The 24,462-nt window shown below is 38.3% G+C and carries 27 protein-coding genes; 3 read left to right on the top strand and 24 right to left on the bottom strand.

All coding sequences use genetic code 11. From position 1 onward, the window contains the following. Nucleotides 1-518: 518 nt before the first annotated feature. The 14 genes from FAR12_RS12855 to FAR12_RS12790 all read right to left on the bottom strand — a co-directional run bounded on the left by FAR12_RS12855 (nucleotide 519) and on the right by FAR12_RS12790 (nucleotide 13,590). Nucleotides 519-2,294: an ATP-binding protein gene (locus FAR12_RS12855; RefSeq protein WP_126409062.1), complete on the bottom strand. Its 1,776-nt coding sequence runs from the start codon at nucleotides 2,292-2,294 to the stop codon at nucleotides 519-521. Then, nucleotides 2,291-3,007, bottom strand: coding sequence for a response regulator transcription factor (locus FAR12_RS12850; protein ID WP_126409061.1), 717 nt, complete (start codon nucleotides 3,005-3,007; stop codon nucleotides 2,291-2,293). Before FAR12_RS12850 ends, FAR12_RS12855 begins: the two co-directional genes overlap by 4 nt. A gap of 119 nt (nucleotides 3,008-3,126) precedes the next feature. Then, nucleotides 3,127-4,314: a c-type cytochrome biogenesis protein CcsB gene (gene ccsB / locus FAR12_RS12845; RefSeq protein WP_126409060.1), complete on the bottom strand. Its 1,188-nt coding sequence runs from the start codon at nucleotides 4,312-4,314 to the stop codon at nucleotides 3,127-3,129. Nucleotides 4,315-4,349: 35 nt separating this feature from the next. After that, the gene (gene resB / locus FAR12_RS12840; protein ID WP_126409059.1) at nucleotides 4,350-5,966 is read right to left on the bottom strand and encodes a cytochrome c biogenesis protein ResB; all 1,617 of its coding nucleotides are present in this window, start codon (nucleotides 5,964-5,966) and stop codon (nucleotides 4,350-4,352) included. A gap of 20 nt (nucleotides 5,967-5,986) precedes the next feature. Continuing rightward, nucleotides 5,987-6,514 carry a thiol-disulfide oxidoreductase ResA gene (gene resA, locus FAR12_RS12835; protein WP_126409058.1) on the bottom strand — a complete coding sequence of 176 codons (528 nt, stop codon included), beginning with the start codon at nucleotides 6,512-6,514 and terminating at the stop codon, nucleotides 5,987-5,989. 155 nt (nucleotides 6,515-6,669) lie between these two features. Beyond that, entirely contained in the window at nucleotides 6,670-7,398 is a 729-nt protein-coding gene (rluB, locus tag FAR12_RS12830) for a 23S rRNA pseudouridine(2605) synthase RluB (RefSeq protein ID WP_126409057.1), read from the bottom strand. A 140-nt stretch (nucleotides 7,399-7,538) separates the two neighbouring features. Continuing rightward, nucleotides 7,539-8,072: a spore maturation protein gene (locus FAR12_RS12825; protein ID WP_126409056.1), complete on the bottom strand. Its 534-nt coding sequence runs from the start codon at nucleotides 8,070-8,072 to the stop codon at nucleotides 7,539-7,541. Nucleotides 8,073-8,075: 3 nt separating this feature from the next. Then, nucleotides 8,076-8,669 (bottom strand): nucleoside recognition domain-containing protein, encoded by a 594-nt coding sequence (locus FAR12_RS12820; RefSeq protein ID WP_126409055.1) that lies wholly within the window; start codon nucleotides 8,667-8,669, stop codon nucleotides 8,076-8,078. Further along, nucleotides 8,662-9,816, bottom strand: a complete 1,155-nt coding sequence (locus FAR12_RS12815) for a D-alanyl-D-alanine carboxypeptidase family protein (protein WP_126409054.1) — start codon at nucleotides 9,814-9,816, stop codon at nucleotides 8,662-8,664. The genes FAR12_RS12820 and FAR12_RS12815 overlap by 8 nt, the downstream gene beginning before the upstream one ends. A 159-nt stretch (nucleotides 9,817-9,975) precedes the next feature. Then, nucleotides 9,976-10,872 carry a Fe-Mn family superoxide dismutase gene (locus FAR12_RS12810; protein WP_126409053.1) on the bottom strand — a complete coding sequence of 299 codons (897 nt, stop codon included), beginning with the start codon at nucleotides 10,870-10,872 and terminating at the stop codon, nucleotides 9,976-9,978. A 146-nt stretch (nucleotides 10,873-11,018) separates the two neighbouring features. Then, nucleotides 11,019-11,507: a YpuI family protein gene (locus FAR12_RS12805; protein WP_126409052.1), complete on the bottom strand. Its 489-nt coding sequence runs from the start codon at nucleotides 11,505-11,507 to the stop codon at nucleotides 11,019-11,021. 38 nt (nucleotides 11,508-11,545) lie between these two features. Beyond that, nucleotides 11,546-11,965, bottom strand: coding sequence for a hypothetical protein (locus FAR12_RS12800; protein WP_126409051.1), 420 nt, complete (start codon nucleotides 11,963-11,965; stop codon nucleotides 11,546-11,548). 291 nt (nucleotides 11,966-12,256) lie between these two features. Then, nucleotides 12,257-12,844, bottom strand: a complete 588-nt coding sequence (scpB, locus tag FAR12_RS12795) for an SMC-Scp complex subunit ScpB (protein ID WP_126409050.1) — start codon at nucleotides 12,842-12,844, stop codon at nucleotides 12,257-12,259. Nucleotides 12,845-12,849: 5 nt separating this feature from the next. Beyond that, entirely contained in the window at nucleotides 12,850-13,590 is a 741-nt protein-coding gene (locus FAR12_RS12790; protein ID WP_126409200.1) for a segregation/condensation protein A, read from the bottom strand. Between the two features lie 220 nt (nucleotides 13,591-13,810). On the opposite strand from FAR12_RS12790, the gene FAR12_RS12785 reads away from it, so the two are divergent. Together FAR12_RS12785 and FAR12_RS12780 are read left to right on the top strand one after the other, a co-directional pair. Further along, entirely contained in the window at nucleotides 13,811-13,900 is a 90-nt protein-coding gene (locus FAR12_RS12785; protein WP_126409049.1) for a YjcZ family sporulation protein, read from the top strand. A gap of 286 nt (nucleotides 13,901-14,186) precedes the next feature. After that, complete coding sequence (locus FAR12_RS12780; RefSeq protein WP_126409048.1) at nucleotides 14,187-14,714, top strand: DUF309 domain-containing protein; 528 nt, start codon at nucleotides 14,187-14,189, stop codon at nucleotides 14,712-14,714. A 3-nt stretch (nucleotides 14,715-14,717) separates the two neighbouring features. On the opposite strand, the gene FAR12_RS12775 is transcribed toward FAR12_RS12780, so the two are convergent. Beyond that, nucleotides 14,718-15,074 carry a GNAT family N-acetyltransferase gene (locus FAR12_RS12775; protein WP_126409047.1) on the bottom strand — a complete coding sequence of 119 codons (357 nt, stop codon included), beginning with the start codon at nucleotides 15,072-15,074 and terminating at the stop codon, nucleotides 14,718-14,720. A gap of 325 nt (nucleotides 15,075-15,399) precedes the next feature. On the opposite strand from FAR12_RS12775, the gene FAR12_RS12770 reads away from it, so the two are divergent. Beyond that, nucleotides 15,400-16,269, top strand: coding sequence for a DUF1002 domain-containing protein (locus tag FAR12_RS12770; protein ID WP_126409046.1), 870 nt, complete (start codon nucleotides 15,400-15,402; stop codon nucleotides 16,267-16,269). A 22-nt stretch (nucleotides 16,270-16,291) separates the two neighbouring features. On the opposite strand, the gene lysA is transcribed toward FAR12_RS12770, so the two are convergent. The 9 genes from lysA to FAR12_RS12725 all read right to left on the bottom strand — a co-directional run bounded on the left by lysA (nucleotide 16,292) and on the right by FAR12_RS12725 (nucleotide 24,280). Further along, a complete protein-coding gene (lysA, locus tag FAR12_RS12765) occupies nucleotides 16,292-17,614 on the bottom strand; it encodes a diaminopimelate decarboxylase (RefSeq protein WP_126409045.1) in 1,323 nt (440 codons plus the stop codon). 165 nt (nucleotides 17,615-17,779) lie between these two features. Further along, nucleotides 17,780-19,264, bottom strand: coding sequence for a spore germination protein (locus FAR12_RS12760; protein WP_126409044.1), 1,485 nt, complete (start codon nucleotides 19,262-19,264; stop codon nucleotides 17,780-17,782). Further along, on the bottom strand, nucleotides 19,254-19,826 hold the full coding sequence (gene spoVAEA / locus FAR12_RS12755; RefSeq protein ID WP_126409043.1) for a stage V sporulation protein SpoVABEA: 573 nt from the start codon (nucleotides 19,824-19,826) through the stop codon (nucleotides 19,254-19,256). Before spoVAEA ends, FAR12_RS12760 begins: the two co-directional genes overlap by 11 nt. Before the next feature lie 48 nt (nucleotides 19,827-19,874). After that, nucleotides 19,875-20,297, bottom strand: coding sequence for a stage V sporulation protein AB (locus FAR12_RS12750; RefSeq protein ID WP_126409042.1), 423 nt, complete (start codon nucleotides 20,295-20,297; stop codon nucleotides 19,875-19,877). Next, nucleotides 20,287-20,907: a stage V sporulation protein AA gene (locus FAR12_RS12745; RefSeq protein ID WP_126409041.1), complete on the bottom strand. Its 621-nt coding sequence runs from the start codon at nucleotides 20,905-20,907 to the stop codon at nucleotides 20,287-20,289. Before FAR12_RS12745 ends, FAR12_RS12750 begins: the two co-directional genes overlap by 11 nt. A 483-nt stretch (nucleotides 20,908-21,390) precedes the next feature. After that, nucleotides 21,391-22,149, bottom strand: a complete 759-nt coding sequence (sigF, locus tag FAR12_RS12740; protein ID WP_126409040.1) for an RNA polymerase sporulation sigma factor SigF — start codon at nucleotides 22,147-22,149, stop codon at nucleotides 21,391-21,393. 13 nt (nucleotides 22,150-22,162) lie between these two features. Beyond that, nucleotides 22,163-22,603 carry an anti-sigma F factor gene (spoIIAB, locus tag FAR12_RS12735; protein ID WP_126409039.1) on the bottom strand — a complete coding sequence of 147 codons (441 nt, stop codon included), beginning with the start codon at nucleotides 22,601-22,603 and terminating at the stop codon, nucleotides 22,163-22,165. Between the two features lie 3 nt (nucleotides 22,604-22,606). Beyond that, on the bottom strand, nucleotides 22,607-22,957 hold the full coding sequence (gene spoIIAA, locus FAR12_RS12730) for an anti-sigma F factor antagonist (RefSeq protein WP_126409038.1): 351 nt from the start codon (nucleotides 22,955-22,957) through the stop codon (nucleotides 22,607-22,609). Between the two features lie 153 nt (nucleotides 22,958-23,110). Beyond that, on the bottom strand, nucleotides 23,111-24,280 hold the full coding sequence (locus FAR12_RS12725) for a D-alanyl-D-alanine carboxypeptidase family protein (RefSeq protein WP_212734389.1): 1,170 nt from the start codon (nucleotides 24,278-24,280) through the stop codon (nucleotides 23,111-23,113). Between the last annotated feature and the right edge of the window lie 182 nt (nucleotides 24,281-24,462).

Raw genomic sequence — 24,462 nt, 5'->3', positions numbered from 1 at the left:
CGCTCTTGTTTATCGGTAGAAAAAGCTTTACTAGTGCTTGTCGGGTCTGAACGAACCGCCTCCGCTTTTCGCTCTGTCTAGCTCCGGTGGCTAGACCCTCGAGGTCGCTTCAGGTTAGTGACTGAAGTCAAAGTTCAGACTTCATCCCCTGCCCTTCCAGCGCTTGTCGGGTCTGAGCAAGCCACCTGCGCTTTTCGATCTGTCCAGCTCCGAGCGCTATCGGCTCGAGCGAAAAAGGAAAACCACTTTTTCCTTGGTCACAAGCCATTCCGTCCAGGAGGTTAAAGAACAACCTCCCGGTCGGCTCGTCTTGTGCTTGTCGCCGATGAACGAGCGCTCTCCGCTTTTCGTTTTGTCTAGCTCCGGCGGCTAGACCCTCGAGGTCGCTTCAGGTCAGTGACTGAAGTCAAAGTTCAGACTTCATCCCCTGCCCTTCCAGCGCTTGTCGGGTCTAAGCGAGCCGCCTCCGCTTTTCGATGTTCCTTGTGAATCAAGATAAGTCGTCAGATTTCTAGTTGTTATTGGATATTTCGAGGAATAAAGAAGGAAAATGTCGTTCCATGTCCTGCTTTACTCTGGACCGTAATATACCCTTTATGTCCTTCGATAATATTTTTGGCAATTGCAAGTCCAAGACCTGTTCCTGAACTTCCTCTTGTTCTTGCCTTGTCACTTTTATAAAAGCGTTCAAATACAAACGGCAAATCTTCTTCAGGAATTCCTATCCCCGTATTAAATACCTCTATATGAAGCCCTTTTTCATCGGTATTGGCCGTAACGTTTATCGTACCATGATCTTCAGTATATCTCATCGCATTATCGATTAAGTTCGTCAAGACCTGTTCAATTCGATCCCCATCAAAAGCAAAGTACGGTTCTAAACGTTCAAAGTTCCCTTGAAGATAGATTTCCTTTTCTTTCGCTAGACCTTGGAATTTGCGAATAATGCGTTCTAGATAAGGCTTTACTTCTATTTCACTTATCGTTAACTGAATATGACCAGCTTCCATACGAGCAAGATCCAATAACTCATTGACGAGGCGACCCATTCTTAATGATTCATCATAGATGACTCTAGCCATTTCGATTTTCTCATCTTCCGTCGCTGCAATTCCATCGACGATCGCTTCGCTATAACCTTGAAGCATGGAAATAGGCGTTCTTAATTCATGAGAAACATTTGCGATAAAGTCTTGACGGAGCTTGTCCAATTGACGCTCCTCCGTCATGTCCCTGACGACGGCAACTGCTCCACGAATAAACTTGTTATTGTAAAGGGGACTGACAATAATCACCCAAAATCGGCCCTGGACATGAATTTCCCCCACTTGCTCCTGCTCCGTATTTACAGCGAGCTGGAACAACTCCATGACCTTTGTAGGCACTTCCTCTGTACTTTTTGCTCTTCCATCCTGCTCAAAATACCAATCTTGTAAAAAACGTTCAGCAGGTGGATTTGTAATTAGAATCGTACCATCACGGTTAAAAGTAATAACTCCATCAACCATACTGCTTAGGATACTTGAGAGTTGTTCTTTTTCTTGACTCAGTGCATTTAAATTAAACTTTAGCTGTCTTCCCATTTGATTAAAGGCAGTAGCTAATTCACCGATTTCATCGTGTGTTAAAATCGGAACCTTTGTATCAAACTTTCCACGCGCTATTTCAGTAGCTGCTTCTTTCATCTTCCGCAATGGTGCATTAATTCTAGTAGCTAAGAAAAAGGCAAAAATAGTCGTGAGAACAAAAGCCACACCTGCAGCCAATAAAATGAACTTTTTCGTATCCTCAGAAGTTTGTTTCAGCACCTGTAATGACTGCATAATAAAAACAGCACCGTGTTTATTGTCCTCAAGATGGATCGGAGCACCAATAATCAAAAATCGAGAATCTTCATCATAATTCTCTACCGGGAAGCTTGCGATTTTCATCGTGGATGTCTCTTCTGTAAATACCCTGTTCAATTCAGAGTCCTTTAAAAAGTAATCGACTGGTAAATCAAAGGATTCTTCCATTGTTGGCGATGCAAAATACTCGTTTTCATCATAAATGATCATCGCTTCTGTCGCATCATCAAGAAGTTCCCACGCAATTTGCAGACCTATGCTCTCTTCCTGATCCTCGAGAAAATGAGAAATCCGCGTCGCTGTTTTTTCAAGATTATTTTCAGCTTCATTTATTCGATCGTTTTCAAAGTACTCTAGTAACATCACCGTTAAAATGAACAATACAAATGAAACGAGGAATAGAATGGTAAACCATAGCTTTCCAACAACACTACGCCAGAACATCATTCATTGATAACCTCAAACTTGTAACCGACTCCCCATACAGTTACGATCATTCGCGCTGCATCTTCAGAAACCTTATTAAGCTTTTCGCGAAGACGTTTAACATGAGTATCGACTGTTCTCAAATCCCCAAAGAATTCATAATGCCAAACTTCTTTTAAAAGTTGTTCCCGGTCAAACACTTTATCCGGAGCTTTCGCTAAGAAATATAGGAGTTCATATTCTTTCGGTGTTAAGCCAACCTCTTTACCGTCAGCTAACACGCGATGGGCATCATTATCAATGGTTAAATGTTGAAATACAATAACATCCTTAGTTGTTGTTTCCGTTTGAAAATAAGAAGTATTAGATGATCTTCTTAACATCGCTTTAACACGAAGTACAACCTCCCTCGGACTAAACGGTTTAACAATATAGTCATCTGTACCAACTTCAAAGCCTTGGACGCGGTTTACTTCTTCCCCTTTTGCTGTCAGCATAATAACTGGTGTCGCTTTCTTTTCTCTCAGCTCACGACATACTTCGATCCCGTCTTTACCTGGCATCATTAAATCAAGAAGAATTACATCGTAATCATATGCGAGTGCTTTAGCTAGAGCTTCGTTTCCATCCTCTGCCTCATCAATCGTATATTCTTCTCTTTCTAAATACATTTTTAATAAACGTCTAATTCTTTCCTCATCATCAACAACTAAAATTCTTACTTCCTTTTCCATATAACAATCCCCCTAAGATTGAATATTGTTTTGTAGTAGCTTATCCCCATAATTTTTCAAAAAAGCCTTCACAATAAGTGAAGGCCTATGATGAAACCTTTTCAACTTGCTGATTTCAATTAAGAACCAGCGTAAGAATGCAATCCAGCTAACACCAAGTTCACAGCAATTAGATTAAACATGATAATCGCAAATCCGATTACAGCTAACCATGCTGATTTTTCACCATGCCAGCCCTTTGCTAGACGTAAATGTAAGAACGCTGCATAGAACAACCATGTAATAAGTGCCCATACTTCTTTCGGATCCCAACCCCAGAAGCGCGTCCAAGCTATTTGCGCCCATATCATGGCGAAAACAAGTCCACCTAACGTGAAAACTGGAAAACCAATTAATACGGAACGGTAGCTGATTTCATCAACTAAATCTAGGTTAATATTTTTTGTTAAAGGTTGAAGAAGCGCTCCAATCCGTTTCCGAATGATAAGTCTTATTAAAATATAGAGAACAAGACCCGCTCCAAGTGACCAAATAACCGTATTCAATTTCTTCGCATTAATAATAGCCGGAACTTCTACTAATGGTTCAAAGTCACCTTTATTAACGAGCTCCCATTCATGGGGACCAACTAAAGCTGGCATTGAATATTCCAGCGTTGCTGCAGCATCGTTTTTATCAATATAGTTATAGGTTGCCTTATAATCTGAAAGTGCAAACCCTGAAGTAATCACGACAAATCCGATAATGGCAACAAAGGAATACATAATAACTTCTAGCCAAGTCGTACTTTTGCTTCGTTTGGACTGGTCAATTGCTTTTACTAAATAGATAAGACCTGAACCGAAGCTAACTGCTAAAATCGCTTCTCCTAAAGCAACTGTAGAAACGTGAATTTGTAACCAATAGCTTTGCAATGCAGGTATTAAAGGCGAAATATCTCGCGGAAACATACTTGCATAGGCAATGACAAGAAGTGCAATTGGCAATACAAACAAACCGAGTACAGAAGTTTTATAAAGAAAATAAATCAAAATAAACGCAAGAACTAAGCACATTCCAAAGAATGCAGTATACTCAAACATGTTACTAAGAGGCGCATGTCCTCCAACAATCCATCTTGTTATGAAAAAACCTAGTTGTGAAAGAAAACCTATAATCGTAATGGTTATTCCAATTTTAGCCCACTTTTCGAATGACTTCTTTTCCTCTAGACCCTTCTTTTGCCTAATCGCACCGCCAAAAAACGGAATGGCAACTAGATATAGAATAAATGCTACTAATAAAAGGTTTGAACTCAAATTAGCCAACCTATTTCCTCCTAACTATGAGAAAGTGACAGACTTTACTCATCCTGCAATTGATCCTTTGGTTCTTGAATTCCAGAACCGTCTAATATCATTCCAATTTCTCTCTTTAAACCATGCCAGTTCTTATTCGTATGACCCGACACCCAAATTTCATTGTCTTTTCTTCTAATCCAGATTCTACGATGATTCCAATAAGCACCTTGCGCAACTCCAAACATAAAGATAAAGCCGCCTACAGCAAAGAACCAGAGCGTTGAGTCTTTACGTACTGTTAAGCCAGAAACATCCTTCGTTTCAATCCCAGCAAATTTCATTTGGTATTCATTATCCCCAAAAGGCTCCACTGTTTGTTGAATTGCCACAAAGCTTATTTCCCCATCTGGTTTATCAGGAGTTAACATTTTAAAGACAAAGGCTGGGTTATTCGGGACCCTTGATTTTGTCCTAGGCTCTCCATCATCATTAAATTCAAAATCAGGAAAATAACTCATAATTTCAACCGAATAGCCATTTCCTAAATCGTATTTCTTTTCAGGCTCATTTAAGTCAATTTTCAGATTGCCTAGTGGCTCATTATCACTCTTTTTAACAAGATTAAAAGACATCGAGGATAACTCGTCTAATTTATATTCTGTCTGATACAAGGCAAATCCTTCAAATTTAAGAGGTTCATTAACACGAATGTCATATTCCTTAACTTCCTCTAACTTAGCCTCTTCTCCTGCAACACTATCATCAACCTTTTTATAAAGAATGACGTCAGATTGATAATTTTTCGCGACCATTCCCGCATTTTCAATCGCTTCACTGAAAGCTTTGTTATCTTTTTCTTTATCATACACTTCTAAAGTAAATTCTTTATTTTCGAGATAGTATTGACCATCTGTTTCTGGTATGAGCTTCGTTTCACCTTCACGAATCCATACCATGTCGTCTATGTACATTCCAGGAACAAAGCGAAGCATTCCGCCTATTAAAAAGATGATTAAACCACAATGATTAACATAAGGACCCCAACGAGAAAATCGTCCTTTTTCCGCAAGAATGTTTCCATCTTCTTCCCGAATCTTATAACGCTTACCTTTTAAATTTTCCTTTACCTTTTCAAAGGTTTCATCTACGGTCTGAGCATCAGTAATTCCAAATAGACGTTGACGTTTAAGAAAGCTTTCATGTCTCGTCACTCGCTGTGTCTTTAATGCACGATATAAAGGTACTACTCTATCAATACTACAAATGACAAGGGAGACTCCTATAGAGGCAATTAATACTAGATACCACCATGAGCTATACAAATTGTGAAACCCGAGTTGATAATAAAGTTTCCCAAACCAGCCATATTGATCCTCGTAATATTCAGCAGGAGTCATGATTGTTGGGATATACATTTCCTGTGGAAGAATGGTTCCTAGTGCCGAAGCAATTAGGGTGACGACAATCAGCCAAACTCCAACCTTAACAGATGAGAAAAAGTTCCAAATTTTATCGATAATCGTTTTATTATAAGTTTGTGATCGGCGGGCACTCCCCTCATAACGCATATCATGGAGCTTTCCTTGTGCTTTTTCTTCTATTAATGAAATACCACAAGACTCACAAAGTACCGTTCCATGAGGATTCACATGTCCGCATTCACATTTTACTTCCTTCATTCTAAAAACTCCTCGTACCCTTATGGTTTTATCTCTTTGGCCATGTCTGCAATTACAGCTTCGTTAATGATTTCTCCCTTATGAATCTTCTTAATAATACCGTCTTTATCTATTAAGAATGTAATCGGAAGAGGGTCAACTCCGTAAGCTGTTAATACTTCCTGATTTTTATCATTGAGTACTGGAAAAGTTAATTTATGTCGGTCAATAAACTCTTTTACAGTTACAGTAGCTTCTCCAACATTTACTGTTAATACTTGAATACCTTCATCATTATAATTTTGATACTGTTGTTCCAAGTAAGGCATTTCCCGCTCACATGGCGGACACCATGTTGCCCAGAAATTTAACAGTACACCCTTCCCTTCAAAATCTGAGAGGCGGTATTTTTCACCATTCAGGTCAGTAAGAACAAAATCAGGCGCTTTTTTACCTACTTCAATTTCCGGATTATCATCCTTTGTAAAATTGGCATACAACGTATAAATCACAGCAGCTCCCAAAACTAGCAAGATCACGGTTCGAATGATTAACCGCTGCTTTTTCATATGTAAAAACTCCCTCCGATTTGCCTAAAAATGAACGTAAGTTAACACCATTATATCATTTTTCAACATGTACACATTGTTATCTTTCCTATTATCTGTGACACTTCTATGAATTTTTCGTAATTTCGTGAATTGATTCACAAATCAACTACTTATCATTTTGGTTTCGTAGTTGCTAAAGCACGAAGCTGCTTCACTTCATGAGGCGTCAGTTCTCGCATATCCCCTACATTGAGCCCTTTTAACGTTAGAAAACCATAGCTTTCCCTCTTCAACTTCATGACTGGATGTCCAATTGCCTCAAACATTCTACGAACTTGTCGATTTCTTCCTTCATGAATGGCTAATTCAATAATCGCTGTTTGCTTCTTCTTATCAATGCTAATGACTTTCGCTTTAGCAGGTGCAGTTTTTCCATCCTCTAACTGAACGCCTCGTTCTAGACCTCTAATTTTTTCCCTTGATGGAATTCCTTTTATTTTAGCTACGTATACCTTTTGAATCTCATTTTTTGGATGCATTAAAAGGTTCGCAAATTCTCCGTCATTCGTTAGTAAAATCAAGCCTGACGTATCATAATCCAAACGTCCAACAGGATAAACTCTTTGCTTTAATTCAGGTAAGAAATCGGTAACAACCTTTCGACCCTTATCATCCATTACACTAGAGATAACACCACGCGGTTTATAAAATAGAAAATAAATCGGTTCCTCTTTTTCAACAGGGATTCCGTTTACTTCTACTCGATCTGTTGGTGAAACCTTTAACCCTAGTTCCTTTACCACTTTGCCGTTTACTTTAACCTGTCCATCTATAATGAGCTGTTCTGCCTTTCTTCGAGAAGCGAAGCCGGCATGAGCAATCACTTTTTGCAATCTTTCCATTTATGTCACCTCAGTAAGTTCGTGTCAGTATAATACTTTCCTACTGAATTATGACATAAGTCATGTCATTTTCAAAGTGTTGACCGTCAATAAGTGCAAAAGAAAAAGATATCGCATCAACGGATATCTTCTTACTTCATTCATTTTCCAAACACCAACGTTACTACAATAATTGCAGCGGAGATTCCCACCAGGTCAGCTAATAGGCCAACTTTTAAGGCATCACCCATTTTTTTGATTCCAACTGCTCCAAAATAAACAGTCAATACATAGAAGGTCGTATCTGTACTACCTTGAATCGTCGCTGCAAGCCTTCCAATAAAAGAATCTGGTCCATGCGTAGCCATTAGATCACTTGTCAAACCAAGGGCAGCTGTACCCGAAATAGGTCTGATAAAAGCTAGAGGTGCGATTTCTGCTGGCACACCAATAGCTTCAAGAACAGGTCGAATGAATCCCATCAAAAAATCAAGCGCTCCCGATGCACGAAAAACGGAAATGGCAACTAACATCCCTACAAGAAAAGGGATAATGGATACCGCAATTTTAATGCCTTCCTTTCCCCCTTCGGTAAAGCTTTCGTATGTAGGAATTCTTTTAAACGTGCCATAGATTAATATGAATCCAATTAAAACCGGTATAAACCACATAGAAATTACAGAAACGATACCCATTTATCATTCATCCTTTTTTCGGCTTCTTCGATAATGAAAGTAACGGTCAATAATAATTGCTCCTATTGTCGAGCACATCGTGGCAAGTAAAGTCGTTCCTACAATATCGGTCGGATTGGCCGAATTATAATTCATCCGAATCGCAATCACCGTTGTCGGTATTAATGTAAGACTGGACGTATTAATGGCAAGAAACGTGATCATGGAACGACTTGCCTCATTGGAGCCATTGTTCAATTTTTTCATTTCCTCCATCGCTTTAATTCCCAACGGGGTCGCTGCGTTTCCAAGACCAAACATATTTGCGATCATATTCGAGAGCACATACCCCATAGCTGGATGCTCATTTGGGATTTCAGGAAATAACCTTTTTACAATCGGCTCAAATAATTTTGCCAATATTTTCAGCATGCCTGCGTTCTCTGCAATTTTCATCATCCCAAGCCAAAAAACTAGAATACTGATTAAACCAATACATAAAGTTACAGCTTCTTTCGCACCTGTAAAAATAGCTTCATTAACCGCTCCGATCGTGCCATTGAACATTGCAAAGACAATTCCGATCACAAACATAAAAACCCAGATTAAATTAACCATTTGTATTCACACCAGTTAAAGCAGCAAACAAGTCTTTTATTTGCTTGAACCATGAAGAATCTTCGTCTTTCTCATGCCGATAATAAATAGGAATCTCTTTTATCGGTTGATCTTCAAATCGAACAACGGCTTTACCAACCACATCTGGAGCGTTCCTACTGTCTTCCCATTCTTCCTTTGGATTGACTAGTTGAATGTCAATTTGGAATTTATCCTTTTCGTCTTCAGTAACAGGATACGTATATTCATTTTTTATATAAATCTTTTGTTTATAAAAGTCGTTGTTAATTTTTTTGAGATTCCCAGACTTTATGATTTGGACGATATCGTAATTTTTGAAGGCCGACTCAAACATAGAAATGTGATCATTCCAATCGTCTGATGCATTAAGTGTGACCGCTATTAAATTCATATCGCCTTTCGAAGCTGTACTAACTAAAGTTCTTTTCGCAAGCTTCGTGTAGCCTGTTTTCCCACCAGTACTATATTTATAGAGTCTTGTTAAGAGCTTGTTTTTATTTTTCCACTCTCTTTCCCAATTTTCGGTTGGATTCGGAGCATGATGCTCCTTCGTACCAGAAATTGTTCTGTATGTATCGTTTTCCATTGCATACCTCGTTAAGAGTGCCATATCATAAGCGGTTGAGTAATGGTCATCTGAATCGTCAAGCCCATGTGGATTCGCAAAATGACTGTTCGTCATTCCAATTTCTTCAGCTTTTTGATTCATTAAGAAAACAAATCCCTCCAAGCTTCCCCCTACATGCTCCGCGATGGCAACAGCAGCATCGTTCCCAGATCTCAGCATAAGCCCATACACTAGGTCCTCTAGTTTAATCTTCTCACCTTTTTTTAAATACAAGGAAGACCCTTCTGTTCCTTCCGCCCGATCACTGACCGTCACCATCTCGTCAAGCTTGCCTGATTCAATGGCTAAGATAGCCGTCATAATCTTTGTGATACTAGCAATCTTCCTCTTTTCATGGGCACCTTTTTCAAATAAGACTCTTCCCGAATCCTGCTCCATTAAAATGGCATTTCGAGCACTCACTGAAACCGAAACAGAGGCTTTTGCCTTCTGTGGAAGATTCGTTATAAGAAGAGTAAGGCTTATGTAGAAAATAATTAGCTTCCACTGTTTTTTCATTCTGATTACCTCGCACTGTTTTGTTTGTACAAGTTTATGCGGGACAAGGCATGATATGACAAAAACAACGTTCTTTTCTCAAAACTGGAAGCTGTTTTCACAGAAAAAAGAAAGTGAGTTTAGAAGAATTTCCTAAACTCACCTTCCTGTAAAAATTAATTAGTACGGCTTCCAAGTTAATTGTTTTGCCTTTAGGAATCTTTGCTCTACGTCATTCCAATTAACAATATTCCACCAATTATCTACATATGGACCACGCTCATTTTTGTATTGCAAATAATAGGCATGCTCCCATACATCTAAGACTAATAAAGGAATTGTATCCCATTGCGTTAATATCATGTGGCGTTCTGATTGAAGAATTTCTAAACGACGAGAACGCGGGGACCAAACTAAAACGGCCCAGCCAACGCCTTCTACTGCTTTTGCCGCTTCTGTAAAATGCTTTTTAAAGGCATCAAAGCTACCAAAATATTTCTCTATTTCTTTTAAAAGCTTGCCAGAAGGTGTTCCGCCTCCATTCGGGCTCATATTATTCCAGAAGATTGTGTGAAGGTAATGGCCAGAGCCATGAAAAGCCAGCTCTCTAGACCAATGTTTTACGAGAGAGAAATCACCCGATTTTCGTGCATCTGCTAAGTTTTTTTCCGCCTTATTCAGGCCGTCCACATATGATTGATGATGCTTCGTATGGTGCAATATCATGATTTCTTCTGAAATCACAGGCTCCAGCGCATCGTATGCATATGGCAACGGCGGCAACGTATGCTTTCCTATTTCAACGAAGGGATCTCTCATAAAGATCGTTCCAATTTCCTGTCGCTTAATAAAATAATCCTCCATATTATGGTGAAGCTCTTCTACTTGTGATTGGAGGCCACGCAACTGTTGTTCATTCAAACTCCCTGGTTGTTGCACGGTTTCTAAGACATCTGTCAGTCCGTCAAGCTTCTTCCAAATGTCATCATCTCTGTCTACCTGTTCTGATTGGAGAAACTTCTGCCATTCTTCATTCCAACCCATAACCTCTTGAACATAGTCCTCAAACTTGCCCATTCTTCACCCTCATTCCATTTGCGATTTTTCTTCTTTTTGGATGCTTAAGAAAAAAGCCTGCATAGTCTTTCATCATATATGGTATGAATTGGTTATTTGTGTGTGCAAAAAAAGAGCCCTGCTCTTTAACAGGACTCTTCTACGTTTTATTTGGATTGTATCATTTTGGTACGATAATCAGTTTCATAATACTCAAGCTCTTCACGAATACTTTGGAAACTACCCTCAAGCCCTTTTAACAGCTCTTTTACACTAGCAGGTACTGTCTCTTGGAACTTAATTGAATTTCTACCTGTATAAGCTGCACGGCTATCCTCAAACCACGCATCGCTCTTTGGCTGAAAAAATTCCTCTACACACTGATGATAAATGCGGTAAAGAGTTTTCTCTGCTGCTCCTTTAGGGAATGATTCTGATTGAAGGATGATCGTACAAGCGTCTAACCCTTCTTCACAGTAGACTAATAGCTTGCGAACATTTGATAAAATGGTCTTATAATAGCTCTCGTCACCTTGCTCTTCTGTAAGCATAGATGCCAAAGTTGTATCATTAAGAAAATCCTCAAAAGTACATACTGTCGTTTCAAGGAATTTCTTAACATCCTCAATTTGTGATTTAACCATGGTATTAGCCAATTCATACACCCCTATGAATATAATTAAGCATTTAAATATTATTGCGGTTGCTGGATAAACTCCAACGGCGAACGGAGTTCATATCCATTTTGATGCACTAAACCTTCAAATATCGTTTTGATTTTCTCATAATCAACATCTTTAAAAAAGGAAGAAAATTCATGTTTCGAATTAAAATAGACCCGCTTTCTGTGGCGGAATCCTGGATTTTTAATAAGGCATACAATGGCTACAATATCTTTAAAAGAAACCGCACGATCGCCAATCTGAAATAGAGGATCTTGCTGATATGGAGTAAACTCTCCCATCACCTCATCAAAATAACGTAGATATAAGACTTGAAGCGTCTTCTCGCTCCCATCCTCTTGAAAGGTAACTTCGCTTCGATTAAAAAAGTCTTCAGACGTATTTGGCTTTTCCTTCTCTAATTCATACCCGCTACAACTCTTGATAAACATATGACCATTCCTTTAGTTTAATTAGGCTCTTTTCTCAAACTTTGTTGCTTTTGGAAAAAATAAACTAATGAATTTAACTTTGTTTAAAATGATACATGTCGTAAATCAATGAGAAAAGAGCTCGCAAACTCGTTACGATGCACAAAATGGCTATTTCTACGTTAAAATCGGCAGTAAGATTTTAACAACAATCTTTACGAAAACAGCCTTTAATTAGAATGAAAGATTGATTATTTTGCCTTATTTTTCACTTTCATTCTAACATACTCTTAGTTGAATGTGTCAGAAAAATCAAGAATCAATTGTTTCTTGGAACTTTTCAAAGAATAAATCAGCTTCTTCTTGAATATAGTCTTCATCAACCTTTTCCGGAAGAGGAGGAAGCTCTTTAATACTTCTCAAGCCGAAATAATCAAGAAATTCCTTTGTCGTACCGTATAATATTGCTCTCCCGGTCCCTTCAGCACGCCCCACCTCTTTAATAAGCACTTTTGCTGCTAATGTATGAATTGGTCGTTCTGTTTTGACACCTCTAATTTCCTCAATTTCAGCTCTTGTTATTGGCTGTTTATAAGCAATAATCGCTAACGTTTCAAGTGCTGCCTGAGACAATGTAGTCGTTGTCGGAGAATCTACAAGCTTTTTTAAATAGGCTGAGTTCTCTTTTTTCGTGGCAAGCTGGTAACTTCCAGCAAACTGAACAATCGTGATGCCTCGATTGAGGTCATTTGCATAGTCTTCAGTCAGTTGAAGGAGAATTTCCTGTGTATATGCCTCCTCGATTTCAAGAACTTGTGAAATCTGTTTAATGGATAAGCCTTCATCACCTGCTGCGAATAATAGACTTTCCACAATTCCTTTCCAATTAACAATCTCCAAAAATGTTACTCCTTCCCCATCACAAATATTTCCGTAAAATTGCTTTCTTGCTCGACAATGATTTCTCTTCGTTTCATTAATTCCAACACCGCTAGGAATGTAATGACGATATGTTCCTTTTCCGGAACTGGAAATAGGTCAAAGAAGCTTCTCCGACCTTTATGAGTTCTTAACTCGTTCACGATCTCTTCCATTCTCTGCTCGATCGGTATTTCTTGTCGTTGAATCTTTGTAGGCAGAGGTCTTTGTAGCTTCTTCCGTCTTAACAGCTTCTGTAAAGCACCAAGCATATCATAGAGTGACACATCCAAATCTCTTCTTTCTGTGTTTTCTTCACTCACATATTCAGCTAGATCACTTGGAGGTTTGGTAAACATCAAGCCCCTCTCACTCTCTAGGCTTTTCAAATCTGAAGCTGCTTCTTTATACTTTCTATATTCAATTAACCTTTCGACTAACTCGTCCCTTGGGTCTTCTTCGATCTCAAACTCGAAATCATCTTCTAAAGATTCCTCATGCTTCGGCAGTAACATTTTACTCTTAATCGCTAACAACGTTGCGGCCATGACTAAAAATTCACTTGCCACATCAAGCTCAAGCTCTTTCATTGTATGTATATAGAAAAGATACTGCTCCGTAATTTCGGAAACAGGGATATCGTAAATATCAATTTCAAGACGATTGATCAAATGAAGGAGTAAATCCAAAGGTCCCTCAAAAGCATCAATTTTCACATTATAGTGCATCATATTTTCCACCAAAGCTTCTCATAAATTCATTCAAACATACTAATAGTATAGAGGATTGAGAAGGTATATCCAATAAAAATTTCATTTCTGCTATGTCGTTTCCACCATATACCAATTTCTCTCCTTTGAGATTAGGGTATTTGCCTATACATTAAGTCAAATGATGACATACGATGTTACTGTACTAAAAAAGATTATCAAGTAGGAGGTAATATAAATGTCAGCAGGTCATGGATTTGGTTCAGGCTTTGCCCTAATCGTAGTACTGTTCATTCTTTTAATTATTGTCGGTGCTTCTTGGTTCTAGAACAATATTCGGGAGAACTCGAACAAATATAGCAAAAGTTATCATGCTTATGAAATACCCAGACATTCTCTGGGTATTTTCTTTTGGTCGACCAAGACATCGATGTGCGGTAAAATGAATGAAAAGACTCTTTTCTCAAACTTGTTGCTATTGGAGCAAAAAATCAAGGGATTATTTTAATGATAACTGGCCGTAAATCAAGGAGAAATGAGCGATTTTTTTTCGATAGAGAAAAAACCAATCTTTACGAAAACAGCCAATGATAAAGAGGGCAAGGAGGCAGCGAATGTATCCAGAAAAATATATCGAATACTTGATCCATTTTCATGGTGATCGTGATTATTTTGAGTGCCATGAAATTCTAGAAGAGTATTGGAAACAAGTTGATAAAAACAATAAGAATTCTATTTTAGTTGGCTTTATTTTGCTCGCTGTTTCTTGCTACCATCATAGACGAGAAAATTTTAGCGGAGCTCACCGTACCTTAAGTAAAGCCTTAAACATCTTTCAAGAACAAAGAACTCAGTTAGCTAACTTCGGTTTTGAACCCAATGAGTTTTTCGTTTTTTTACAAGACAGACTCTCCCATATTCAAAGTCGGCGGACCTACACAAGTATGAACTTACCTATACAGGATCAGGAGCTAATTGTACTCTGCAAGAAAGCTAGTGAAAAAAAGAAGGTCGTTTGGTGTCAGGAAAGTGATCTCAGCAACAAGGAGCTTGTTCACCGTCATGCATTAAGAGACCGCAGTGACGTTATTGCGGAACGTAATCATGCACTCCAATTAAAACGCAAAAAAGGCAGTGAATAAAAACTATTCGCTGCCTTCCATTTTACATTTATCAATAAATTCTGCTGTCTCAGAAGATGCCTTAATTAATTTTCCCGGGAATACTTCCTTTAATGCTTGGACCATATTTTTCCCAATCCCTTGTTGTCTATGGGAAGGGTTCACTGAAATATGCTGGATTTCAATTTGGTTCTCATCAATTAAGGAAACGCCAATAAGTCCGATAATATCTTCTTCTTTCCATAGGAAAAGCTGCCACTGATCTGAATTTTCATACTGCTTCATCGTCGTTTGCAGTTTTTTCAAATCCTTTTCATTTGGCATAAAAGATAATAGACCCATCGCTATTTTTTCAAACGGCTTTTTATAACGAATTAACATTTAAGATCCCTCATTAATGGAATAAACATTTAGAATCTATTTTTTCCATTTTCTTCTCTTTTTAAACTACTCATGTACTATTATGCTATTAGCTCTTGACCCCTTTATGTATAATATGTTGTTCTTGTAAAAACGGTTCTTTAGATGCATACCGATCGTTATTATCATACAAGATTTATAGAATTTCTTCAATCTCCAAATTGTAGGGAAGAAGGTTTTCATTCATTTCCACCTAGTCTATAATAGTAATAATTGAAACTTTCTATAACCTGATATCGTCTATGAAAAAGAGAAAACAGCTAATTGTAGCTAGGAGGCTATTCAGATGAAAAAAATAAAGATTATTACAGCTCTACTGTTAATGTTATGCCTTTTGCCGGTACAAGCATTCGCCGACATGGCTGAAGGAGATATGATTGTTACTTTAGGAGAAAATTTAACTGACGACCAGAAGAATTTACTTCTTGCAGAAATGAAAGCTCCTGTGGATGCACAGATTATAACGGTATCCAATGCTGAAGAGCATCAATATCTTGGTAACTACATCGCCAAGTCTTTAATTGGAACAAAAGCGATCTCTTCTTCCGCCATTACTGTTGGTAAAGAAGGTTCTGGACTTGAAGTTGAAACAAAGAATATTAACTGGGTTACGGATGAGATGTACATCAATGCTCTAATTACAGCTGGAGTTAAGGATGCAAGTATTTATATTACTGCGCCAACATCCGTTTCTGGTACAGCAGCTTTAACCGGAATTATTAAAGCTTATGAAATTTCAGCAGATACAACAATTCCTGAGGATGTTAAACAAGCAGCAAATGAAGAAATGGTTGAAACAGCAGAGCTTGGGGAAACTGTTGGACAAGAAAATGCTGCAGCCCTAATTGCAAAAATTAAAGAAGAGATTGCTAAAAATAAACCCGAAACAGATGCGGATCTTCGTGCCATTATTGAACAAGCAGCGAAGGAATTAGGCATTACATTAACTGAAGAGCAAATCCAAAGCTTAATTGATTTGTTCAATAAAATTAAGGATTTAGATATCGACTGGAATCAAGTTGGTGATCAATTAAATCAAGCAAAGGATAAAATTTCAAAATTCCTTGAAAGTGAAGAAGGTCAAGGCTTCTTAGAAAAACTAAAGGAATTTTTCGTTAGTTTAATTGATGCGATTAAAGCTCTATTTTCTAAATAAATAAGCTGCCCTACTGGGCAGCTTATTTATTTTGCGCCTTCACTTTTAATGGTAAATCATGTCTCACAAGGTCAGCATATGTTTCTCTTCTAACAACGAGAGTTACCTGACCATTTTCGACGAACACAACTGGTGGTTTTGGAATTCGATTGTAGTTGTTTGCCATAGAATATCCATAAGCTCCCGTACAGAAGACGGCTAATACATCTTCCTTTCCCGCTCTTGGTAGCGGTATATCCCAAATCAACATGTCACCTGACTCGCAGCATTTTCCTGCAATCGATACCGTTTCTTCTACTTCATCTAATGGACGATTAGCCAATACCGCTTCATACTTTGCTTCATACAAAGCAGGACGTATATTATCACTCATTCCTCCATCTACCGCCAAATAGTTTCTGACGTTTGGAACTTCCTTCCTCGAACCAACTTGATATAAAGTTGTACCGGCATCCCCTACTAAAGACCGTCCAGGCTCAATCCATATTTCTGGAATTTCCATATCAAATATTTTTGCCTGTTCCTTGACCTCTTGAATGATTTCATCAACATATTGGGAAGCTGGAATTGGGGCATCTTCATTCGTATAACGGATACCAAATCCTCCACCAAGATTTAACACCTTTACTTCATAGGAATAAGTTTCCTTCCAGTCATTCAATTTTTCAAAGATCTTTCTGGCTGCTAGAATAAATCCTGTTGTTTCAAAAATTTGAGAGCCAATGTGACAATGTATGCCTAGTAGATTTAAGAAGTCAGAATGTATTCCGATTTTAAGAGCCGACTCAGCCTGTCCATTTTGCAAGTCAAAACCAAACTTCGAATCTTCCTGACCTGTTAAGATATAGTCATGAGTATGAGCTTCGATTCCAGGAGTAACACGAAGAAGGATATTTGCTTTTACTTCCTTCTCTCTACAAAGTTCCTCGAGCATTTTTAATTCATGAAAATTATCAACGACAATACAACCAATTTCATGTTCTAATGCCATAGCTAATTCTTCTCGACTTTTATTATTCCCATGAAAATGAATCTTTTCGACTGGAAACTCAGCTGCAAGCGCTGTGTATAGCTCACCGCCAGAGACAACATCTAGGGATAGTCCTTCCTGCTCGACTAGCTGAATCATTGCTACTGTTGAGAACGCCTTACTTGCATAAGCAACCTGTGCTTTAACCCCTAATTTATCAAAGGTTTCCTTAAACCCTCGAGCCCTTTCTCTAATAAGAGCAACATCGTATACGTAGACTGGCGTACCAAACTCTTTGACGATTTCAAGTGTATCCACTCCACCTATTTCTAAATGGCCTTTATCATTCACACTGGAGGTACCATGCAAAAACATTCTCTATCCCCTCACTTCAGGTTAAATAAATAGACAGCATCTATAAGAGACTGTCTATTGTTACACGAAATTTTTATATTAGTTTAGACAATTCGAATAAAAATTACTTTATCATATTCGAGGGGAAACTTCAATTCCCATTTCCATACTTGGGATTAAAGTTTACTAACTACTTGAAGTTTGTTTTTGCCGTTTTTTTGGTTGTACGATACTTGGTCTAATTTTAGAGCCAGGTGCAGATTTTCGAAATAGTATTTCCAAACATGCCCTTGGACTAAACGGCAAAAACGGCCAAAAATATGGGCTATTAAAGGAGCGCATATTCACCAAGAATAGAAGATATATTGTTACCCCAATAACAAGTCCTGGTACCTTGAAGATTGATACGAGAATGAGCAAAAAGAGCTTCACAAGTGTATTGGCAATGCCCAATTCATAACTTGGAGTTGAAAAAGTACCCATCGCTGAAACCGCCACATAAAGGATAACTTCAGGAACAAATACTCCCACGTCAATCGCAATTTGCCCGATTAATACCGCAGCAATAAGACCCATGGCCGTCGCTAATGGGGTTGGAGTGTGAATCGCAGCTAATCGCAGGAACATCAGACCTAACTCTGAAAGAAATATTTGCAAAATAATGGGGATATGTGATTTCTCATTGGGACCGATAAATTTTAATTCCTCAGGTAAAAGCGAGGGCTCTAACACAAATAACAACCAAAGTGGTAACAAAAATAGTGATCCAAATACACCTAAGAATCTACACCAGCGAATGAAGGTTCCAACTGCTGGTGATTGACGGTATTCTTCAGCATGTTGCAAATGGTGAAAGTATGTAGTTGGTGTGATAATAACACTTGGAGAAGTACTAACATAAATCAATACATGCCCCTCTAACAGGTGAGTAGCAGCTACATCTGCTCTTTCCGTATACCGTACTAACGGATATGGATTGTACCCTTGTTTAACTAAATATTCTTCGACGGCTTTGTCAGCCATCGTCAATCCGTCTACATCGATTGCTTCGAGCTCTTCTCGAATAATTTGAATCAGATCTGTATTCGCAACATCTTTCACATATCCAATGGCAATGTCTGTTTTCGAACGTTCACCAACTTTTAGGATTTCAAACCTTAATCTTTCATCTCTAATTCTTAATCTTGTTAGCCCAGTATTTAAAATAATATTTTCAACAAAACCATCCCTTGATCCTCGAACAACCTTTTCTGTTACAGGCTCATCTGGTTGTCTCCCCGGGTAGCTTCTGACATCTACAGCAAAAGCTTCATTTTCCCCTTCCATGACAATAACAATCAAGCCAGAAAGCAATTGATCCACAAGTTCGTCCATAAATTTTACAGGCTGAACGGACTGATGTAGGAGGCGATTTTGTATAAGTTCAAATAAATCCGATTTCGAATTTTCATTATCATTCAATTCAACCAATTCTTTGATGATTTGAATAATAAAATTCGTGTCACAAAGACCGTTTACCGAATAAATATGAACATCCTTCTTAAGGATTTTTATTTTTCGAATCCCTAGATCAAAGCTTTCACCTAAACCAACCCGATCTTTCATAAATTGTTCTACTTCACCTGGGTCAGAAGGAATTGGTAGCTTTTCCACAGAAGTTCTACTTGTCATAAAACCCGCTCCTTTCAAGGATAATTTCAATTGCTTTCTTTGTGATCGGGGCACCAATTTCAAAGGAGTCCTTTCCTGACATTTTTCCAACATCCCCAATCCCTACAATCACAGGCACATCCAACTGATCGAGCGAATAAACAGTGTCACCATTCAATCTTCCGATATCTAGCTCTGGTTCGCCGTATTTATCGACTCCATAAGGTGTCAATTCGCCATTACGATCGACACTTACATCAATTTTTGTCCACTCAGCCTGTTTGGTTTTCGCTGCTACCGCTAACACACCTAATACTTCGATATCTGGGTGTTTCGCAACATGCATGAGTGCCCTCTCTCCGTTACCTTCTCCTACTAAGCCACTATCATCAAACATAACGAGGATCGGTTCTTGTTGCGCCTTTTTAATTAAAGCAACAATTTCTGCCCCTGATAAAACAGTTGGATTTCCATGAGACATAGAAATACACCGTCCACCGATTTCCTTCGCTACATGTTCAACTGCTTTTCTTGCATATTCATCCCCATCAGTAATGATAATAATGCGCTTTCGTTCACCCATAGATCGTTTCCTTTCTCGCTCCTCTATTTATACTTTGCGAATTAACCTTCAGTCTGCTACATAGTAGATCCACTGATACAAAGAACCAAAGATCTTTCCAAACACAAATGCCATCATTAAAATGACAATCTTCTCTTCTAAGCCGATTCTCTTAGCCAAAATCGGAAAAACATTTAATACTTCAGTTAGTGCTGCCGCCATCATTCCAACAAAAACTCCTCCAGCTGCTCCTAACGGTATTAAAATAAATGAAGATAAATAAAGAGAAGGGTCTCTTAAGCTTGCGAAGCCACCAATTAACGCTCCGAGTACGACTGCCCACTGATACCAAACGATCATCTTCATCGTTTTCGTTAGCTGCGTCAAACGAGGAATAATTCCGAGTACAGTTAAGAAAGCAACAAATCCCGAGCCTACCGCTAACCCACCTGCAAGACCTAGAAACATCACAAAAGCTATTTTAATGACCATCGATATGTTTCATACTTTCCTTATTTTCAGTTAGGCTTACATATCGATCTAGGTCTTGCTGATAATTAAACATTTCAACCTCAAGTGGGCTAGGCTCATCATTAAGTCGCTTGCGAAAAACATGATTGAAAAATAACACCATCCCAACACCAAGTCCGATAGAGTACGGTACCTGAAAGAGCAATGGTTTTTTCTCAACTTTACCAGTGATAATGGTATAAATACGTTGTTGGGTTTGTTGCATGCTAACATCTTCATGAAAATACATAATTGCTAAAGCTGAACCCAAAAAGAGGAGACACCAAATTAAAATAAAAAATGGAATCGACACACCTTTTTTCTTGTAAATCACTTCTACTATTGTTTGAGAAGGACCAATCGTTTGAACTTCGATACTATGGAGCTCACGTGTGATACGTTCAATAACCCGCATCACATCAATCACAATAATGTTATTATCCTCATCAGAAACCTTATGAATAGGGAGGTTTTTCAAAACGGTGAGAATATTCTCATCAGCGATAATTTGTGCCAAATCCTTTAGATAAACTGTCTCTTGTGGACGGGTTTGGACACGGTGCCGCATTCGAATATATATTGTTTCTTCCATCACTTTCACACCCCAAACATTGATTTCCTCGTATAACTTAGTATGAGTTACAACTATTTCCTTCATGAACACCAAAAAGTACCAAATTAAAAGAAAAGCGCAAGGCGCAGACTATCGGCGACAAGTACAAGCCAAGGAAAAAGTGTATTGTCTTTTTCACTCGAGCCGATGGCGCCTGGAGCTAGACCATTCTCAAAAGTAGAAGGTAAACTTTTAAAAAAGGCTCTTTTCGCAAAGATTGTTTATTTTCTTACGAGAAAACCTTGTTGTTTGTAGATAAAAATTGATTAAGTGACTAGCGGTATTGCCTCTTAAAAACAATAAAGCGTAGCGAAAAGTGCCATACAAAAATGATATGTAGCACTGAACCGCCTAGGAGCTGTAAATGTCGGCCTTAGATTTTTTTCGAAGAAAAAATTAGGACATTTACGAAAAAAACAACAAGCAATAAGAAAACAGCGTAAAAAAAAGAACCGCATGGATTTAGACATCCATACGATCCTTCATTTGCTGCAATATCTTTTTTTCAAGACGAGATACTTGAACCTGGGATATCCCTAGTCGTTCGGCCACCTCTGATTGGGTTTGGTCTTTGTAGTACCTCAAATACACGATAAGTCGTTCCCTTTCATCCAGCTCACGAATCGCTTCCTTTAGAGCAATTTTATCAAACCACTTGCCTTCATTCCCATCATCAATTTGATCCAGTAACGTTATCGGATCCCCGTCATTTTCATAGACAGTTTCATGAATGGAAGAAGGTGTACGGCTTGCATCTTGGGCTAAAATGATATCTTCTGATGATATATCCAGATATTCTGATAGTTCATTAATCGTCGGAATTCGACCAAGACTCTTTGAAAGCTCATCCTTCGCTTTTCGAATTTTATTGCTTAGCTCTTTGAGGGAGCGGCTTACCTTAACCGTTCCGTCATCACGAATGAACCTTTGAATTTCTCCAATAATCATCGGCACGGCATAAGTAGAAAATTTAACATCATAGGATAAATCAAATTTATCCACAGACTTCAATAAGCCGATGCAGCCAATTTGAAAAAGATCATCTGGTTCATAACCTCGATTAAGAAAACGCTGAACAACGGACCACACAAGTCTCATGTTTTTCTGCACAATTAGGTCTCTTGCGTCGCCATCCCCATTTTGACTTCTCTTAATGAGTTCCTTGACTTCACGATCCTTTAAATAGGTTTCATTTTTTTCTGACTTTACCTCCACATCCATAGGCAAGACTCCCTTAATTGCATAGCAATTTGCTTTTCGCTACGTGTTTTCTTAATCGAACTTCTGTGCCTTCTCCAATAATCGAGTTAACCTCAATTTCATCCATAAAATTTTCCATAATCGTAAAACCCATTCCTGAGCGCTCTAATTCGGGTTTCGTAGTGAATAACGGTTGACGAGCTTCCTCAATATCAGTAATTCCCTGACCATTATCCTTGATCGTCATGTCAATCACATCGTCCTCAATTTTCACCGAAATATACACAATGCCTTCAGGATTATTGTCATACCCATGAATAATGGCATTGGTAACAGCTTCTGAAACAACCGTCTTTATTTCTGTTAACTCATCCATCGTCGGGTCAAGCTGGGCAATAAATGCAGCAACCGTCACCCTAGCAAATGACTCATTTTGACTTAACGCATTAAATTGCAGATGCATCTCATTTTTCATCTTTTAAGCTACCCCCAATCTTTTCAAAGCAAATTGTTCTGTCGGCTCTAAGCGAATGATTTTGAATAAGCCAGACATATCAAATAACCTCTGAACGTTTGGGGAAATAGCGCAAACAACCATTTCACCATGTCTCTGTTTAATCTGTTTATATCTCCCAAGGATCACACCGAGACCCGAACTATCCATAAAGGAAAGGGATTCCAAATTCAGGACAATGTGACGGATGCTGTGTTCCTCAATTGCATTTGTTGCTCTTTCACGCAAATCGTCAGCTGCATGATGATCCAACTCACCACTCAGACGAATGCATAAAACATCTTGTTTGATCTCCAATTCAATGTTTAGACTCACTATCCATAGCCCTCCTTAGTCTTTCATAGTGAGTCAATTCGATTTTTGATGCTTCAATTCCTTCTTATGGACAAAACTAGTAACAATTCGCTAAAAAAAGTTGGAATAAGAGTTGTTTCGACAACAGCCTATCAGACGGCTTATATCCCACTGTTAATCACCTGATTTGGTGAACAAACCAAAGGAACGCTTATACAGTTCCCACCAAGTTGCATTTTTTACATCGACACTTGCCACTAATGGACTTTCAACAATTGTTTTCCCTTCAAGGGTGAGCCTTAATTGTCCAATCTTGTCTCCTTTGTTAAGAGGGGCTTTCAGATCTTTTTTAAGGATTATTTCTTGTTGGACATTTTCTACACTTTCTCCCTTTTTCGTTAAAATGGAGATCGGTTCACTTGTTACGGCCTCAATATTTTTTTTGTCTCCCTTACTAATTCTTGCTTTTTCAATTGAGACATTCCGTTCATACATAGGATGTGTTTCATATTGACTAAATGCGTAATCCAGCATCTTCGTGACCTGTGCGTTTCTCGATTTAGAAGTAGGCGCTCCAAAGACAACAGCGATGACACGCATATTGTTTTTCTCTGCGGTAGCTGTCAAACAGTACTTCGCTTCGCCTGTATAACCAGTCTTTAATCCGTCCACACCTGGATAAAATTTCACAAGTCGATTTGTATTCACGAGCCAGAACTTCTTATCGGTATTTTCCCGTAAAAAAGATTCATATGTTCCAGTGAATTTTGTGATTTTGTCATATTTTAATAATTCTTTTGCGATAATTGCCATATCATGTGCGGTACTATAATGATCCTCTGCAGGTAATCCCGTCGTATTTCTAAACTGTGTATTTTTAAGTCCTAACTCTTTAATCTTGTTATTCATCATTTCTACAAATGCTTCTTCTGATCCAGCAACACGTTCTGCAACAGCAACTGAAGCATCATTTGCAGAACCAATGGCGATCCCACGTAGCATTTGTTCCGTCGTCATTTCCTCACCAGGTTCAAGAAAAATCTGAGATCCTCCCATGGATGCCGCATATTCACTTGTGCGGATTTTTTCATCCATTTTTAGCTTTCCAGTATCTATTGCCTCCATAATTAAAAGCATGGTCATTATTTTTGTCATGCTTGCAGGAGGTAATTTCTCATTGCTATTTTTATCATAAAGAATTGTGCCTGTATCTCTTTCAATCAATATGGCTGATTTTGCTTCATCAGCTAGATTAATACCATTCTTTTCTTCTGCAAAAACTGCTGGTGCGCTTATTGAGGAAACAATTAATAGAACGATGAATAATGATAGAAATCTTTTCACGACATAACCCTCCATTCTTTATAAATCCATTTTTCACCAACACAGAGAAAAATATACAAAAAAAGAGGCTGGGACAAAACCCCACCTCTAAGATGAAAAAGCCGGTGAAATTTTACGACAAGTAAAATTTCACCGGCTTTGATTATTTTTAGAATAAAAATAAGGACCACTTCTGATAAAAT

Origin of the sequence: Bacillus yapensis (assembly GCF_005280205.1) — a bacterium.
Taxonomy (GTDB): Bacteria; Bacillota; Bacilli; order Bacillales; family Cytobacillaceae; genus Robertmurraya; species Robertmurraya yapensis.
The sequence above is the reverse complement of the archived record's forward strand: the minus strand, read 5'-3'. Positions and strand labels throughout refer to the sequence as shown.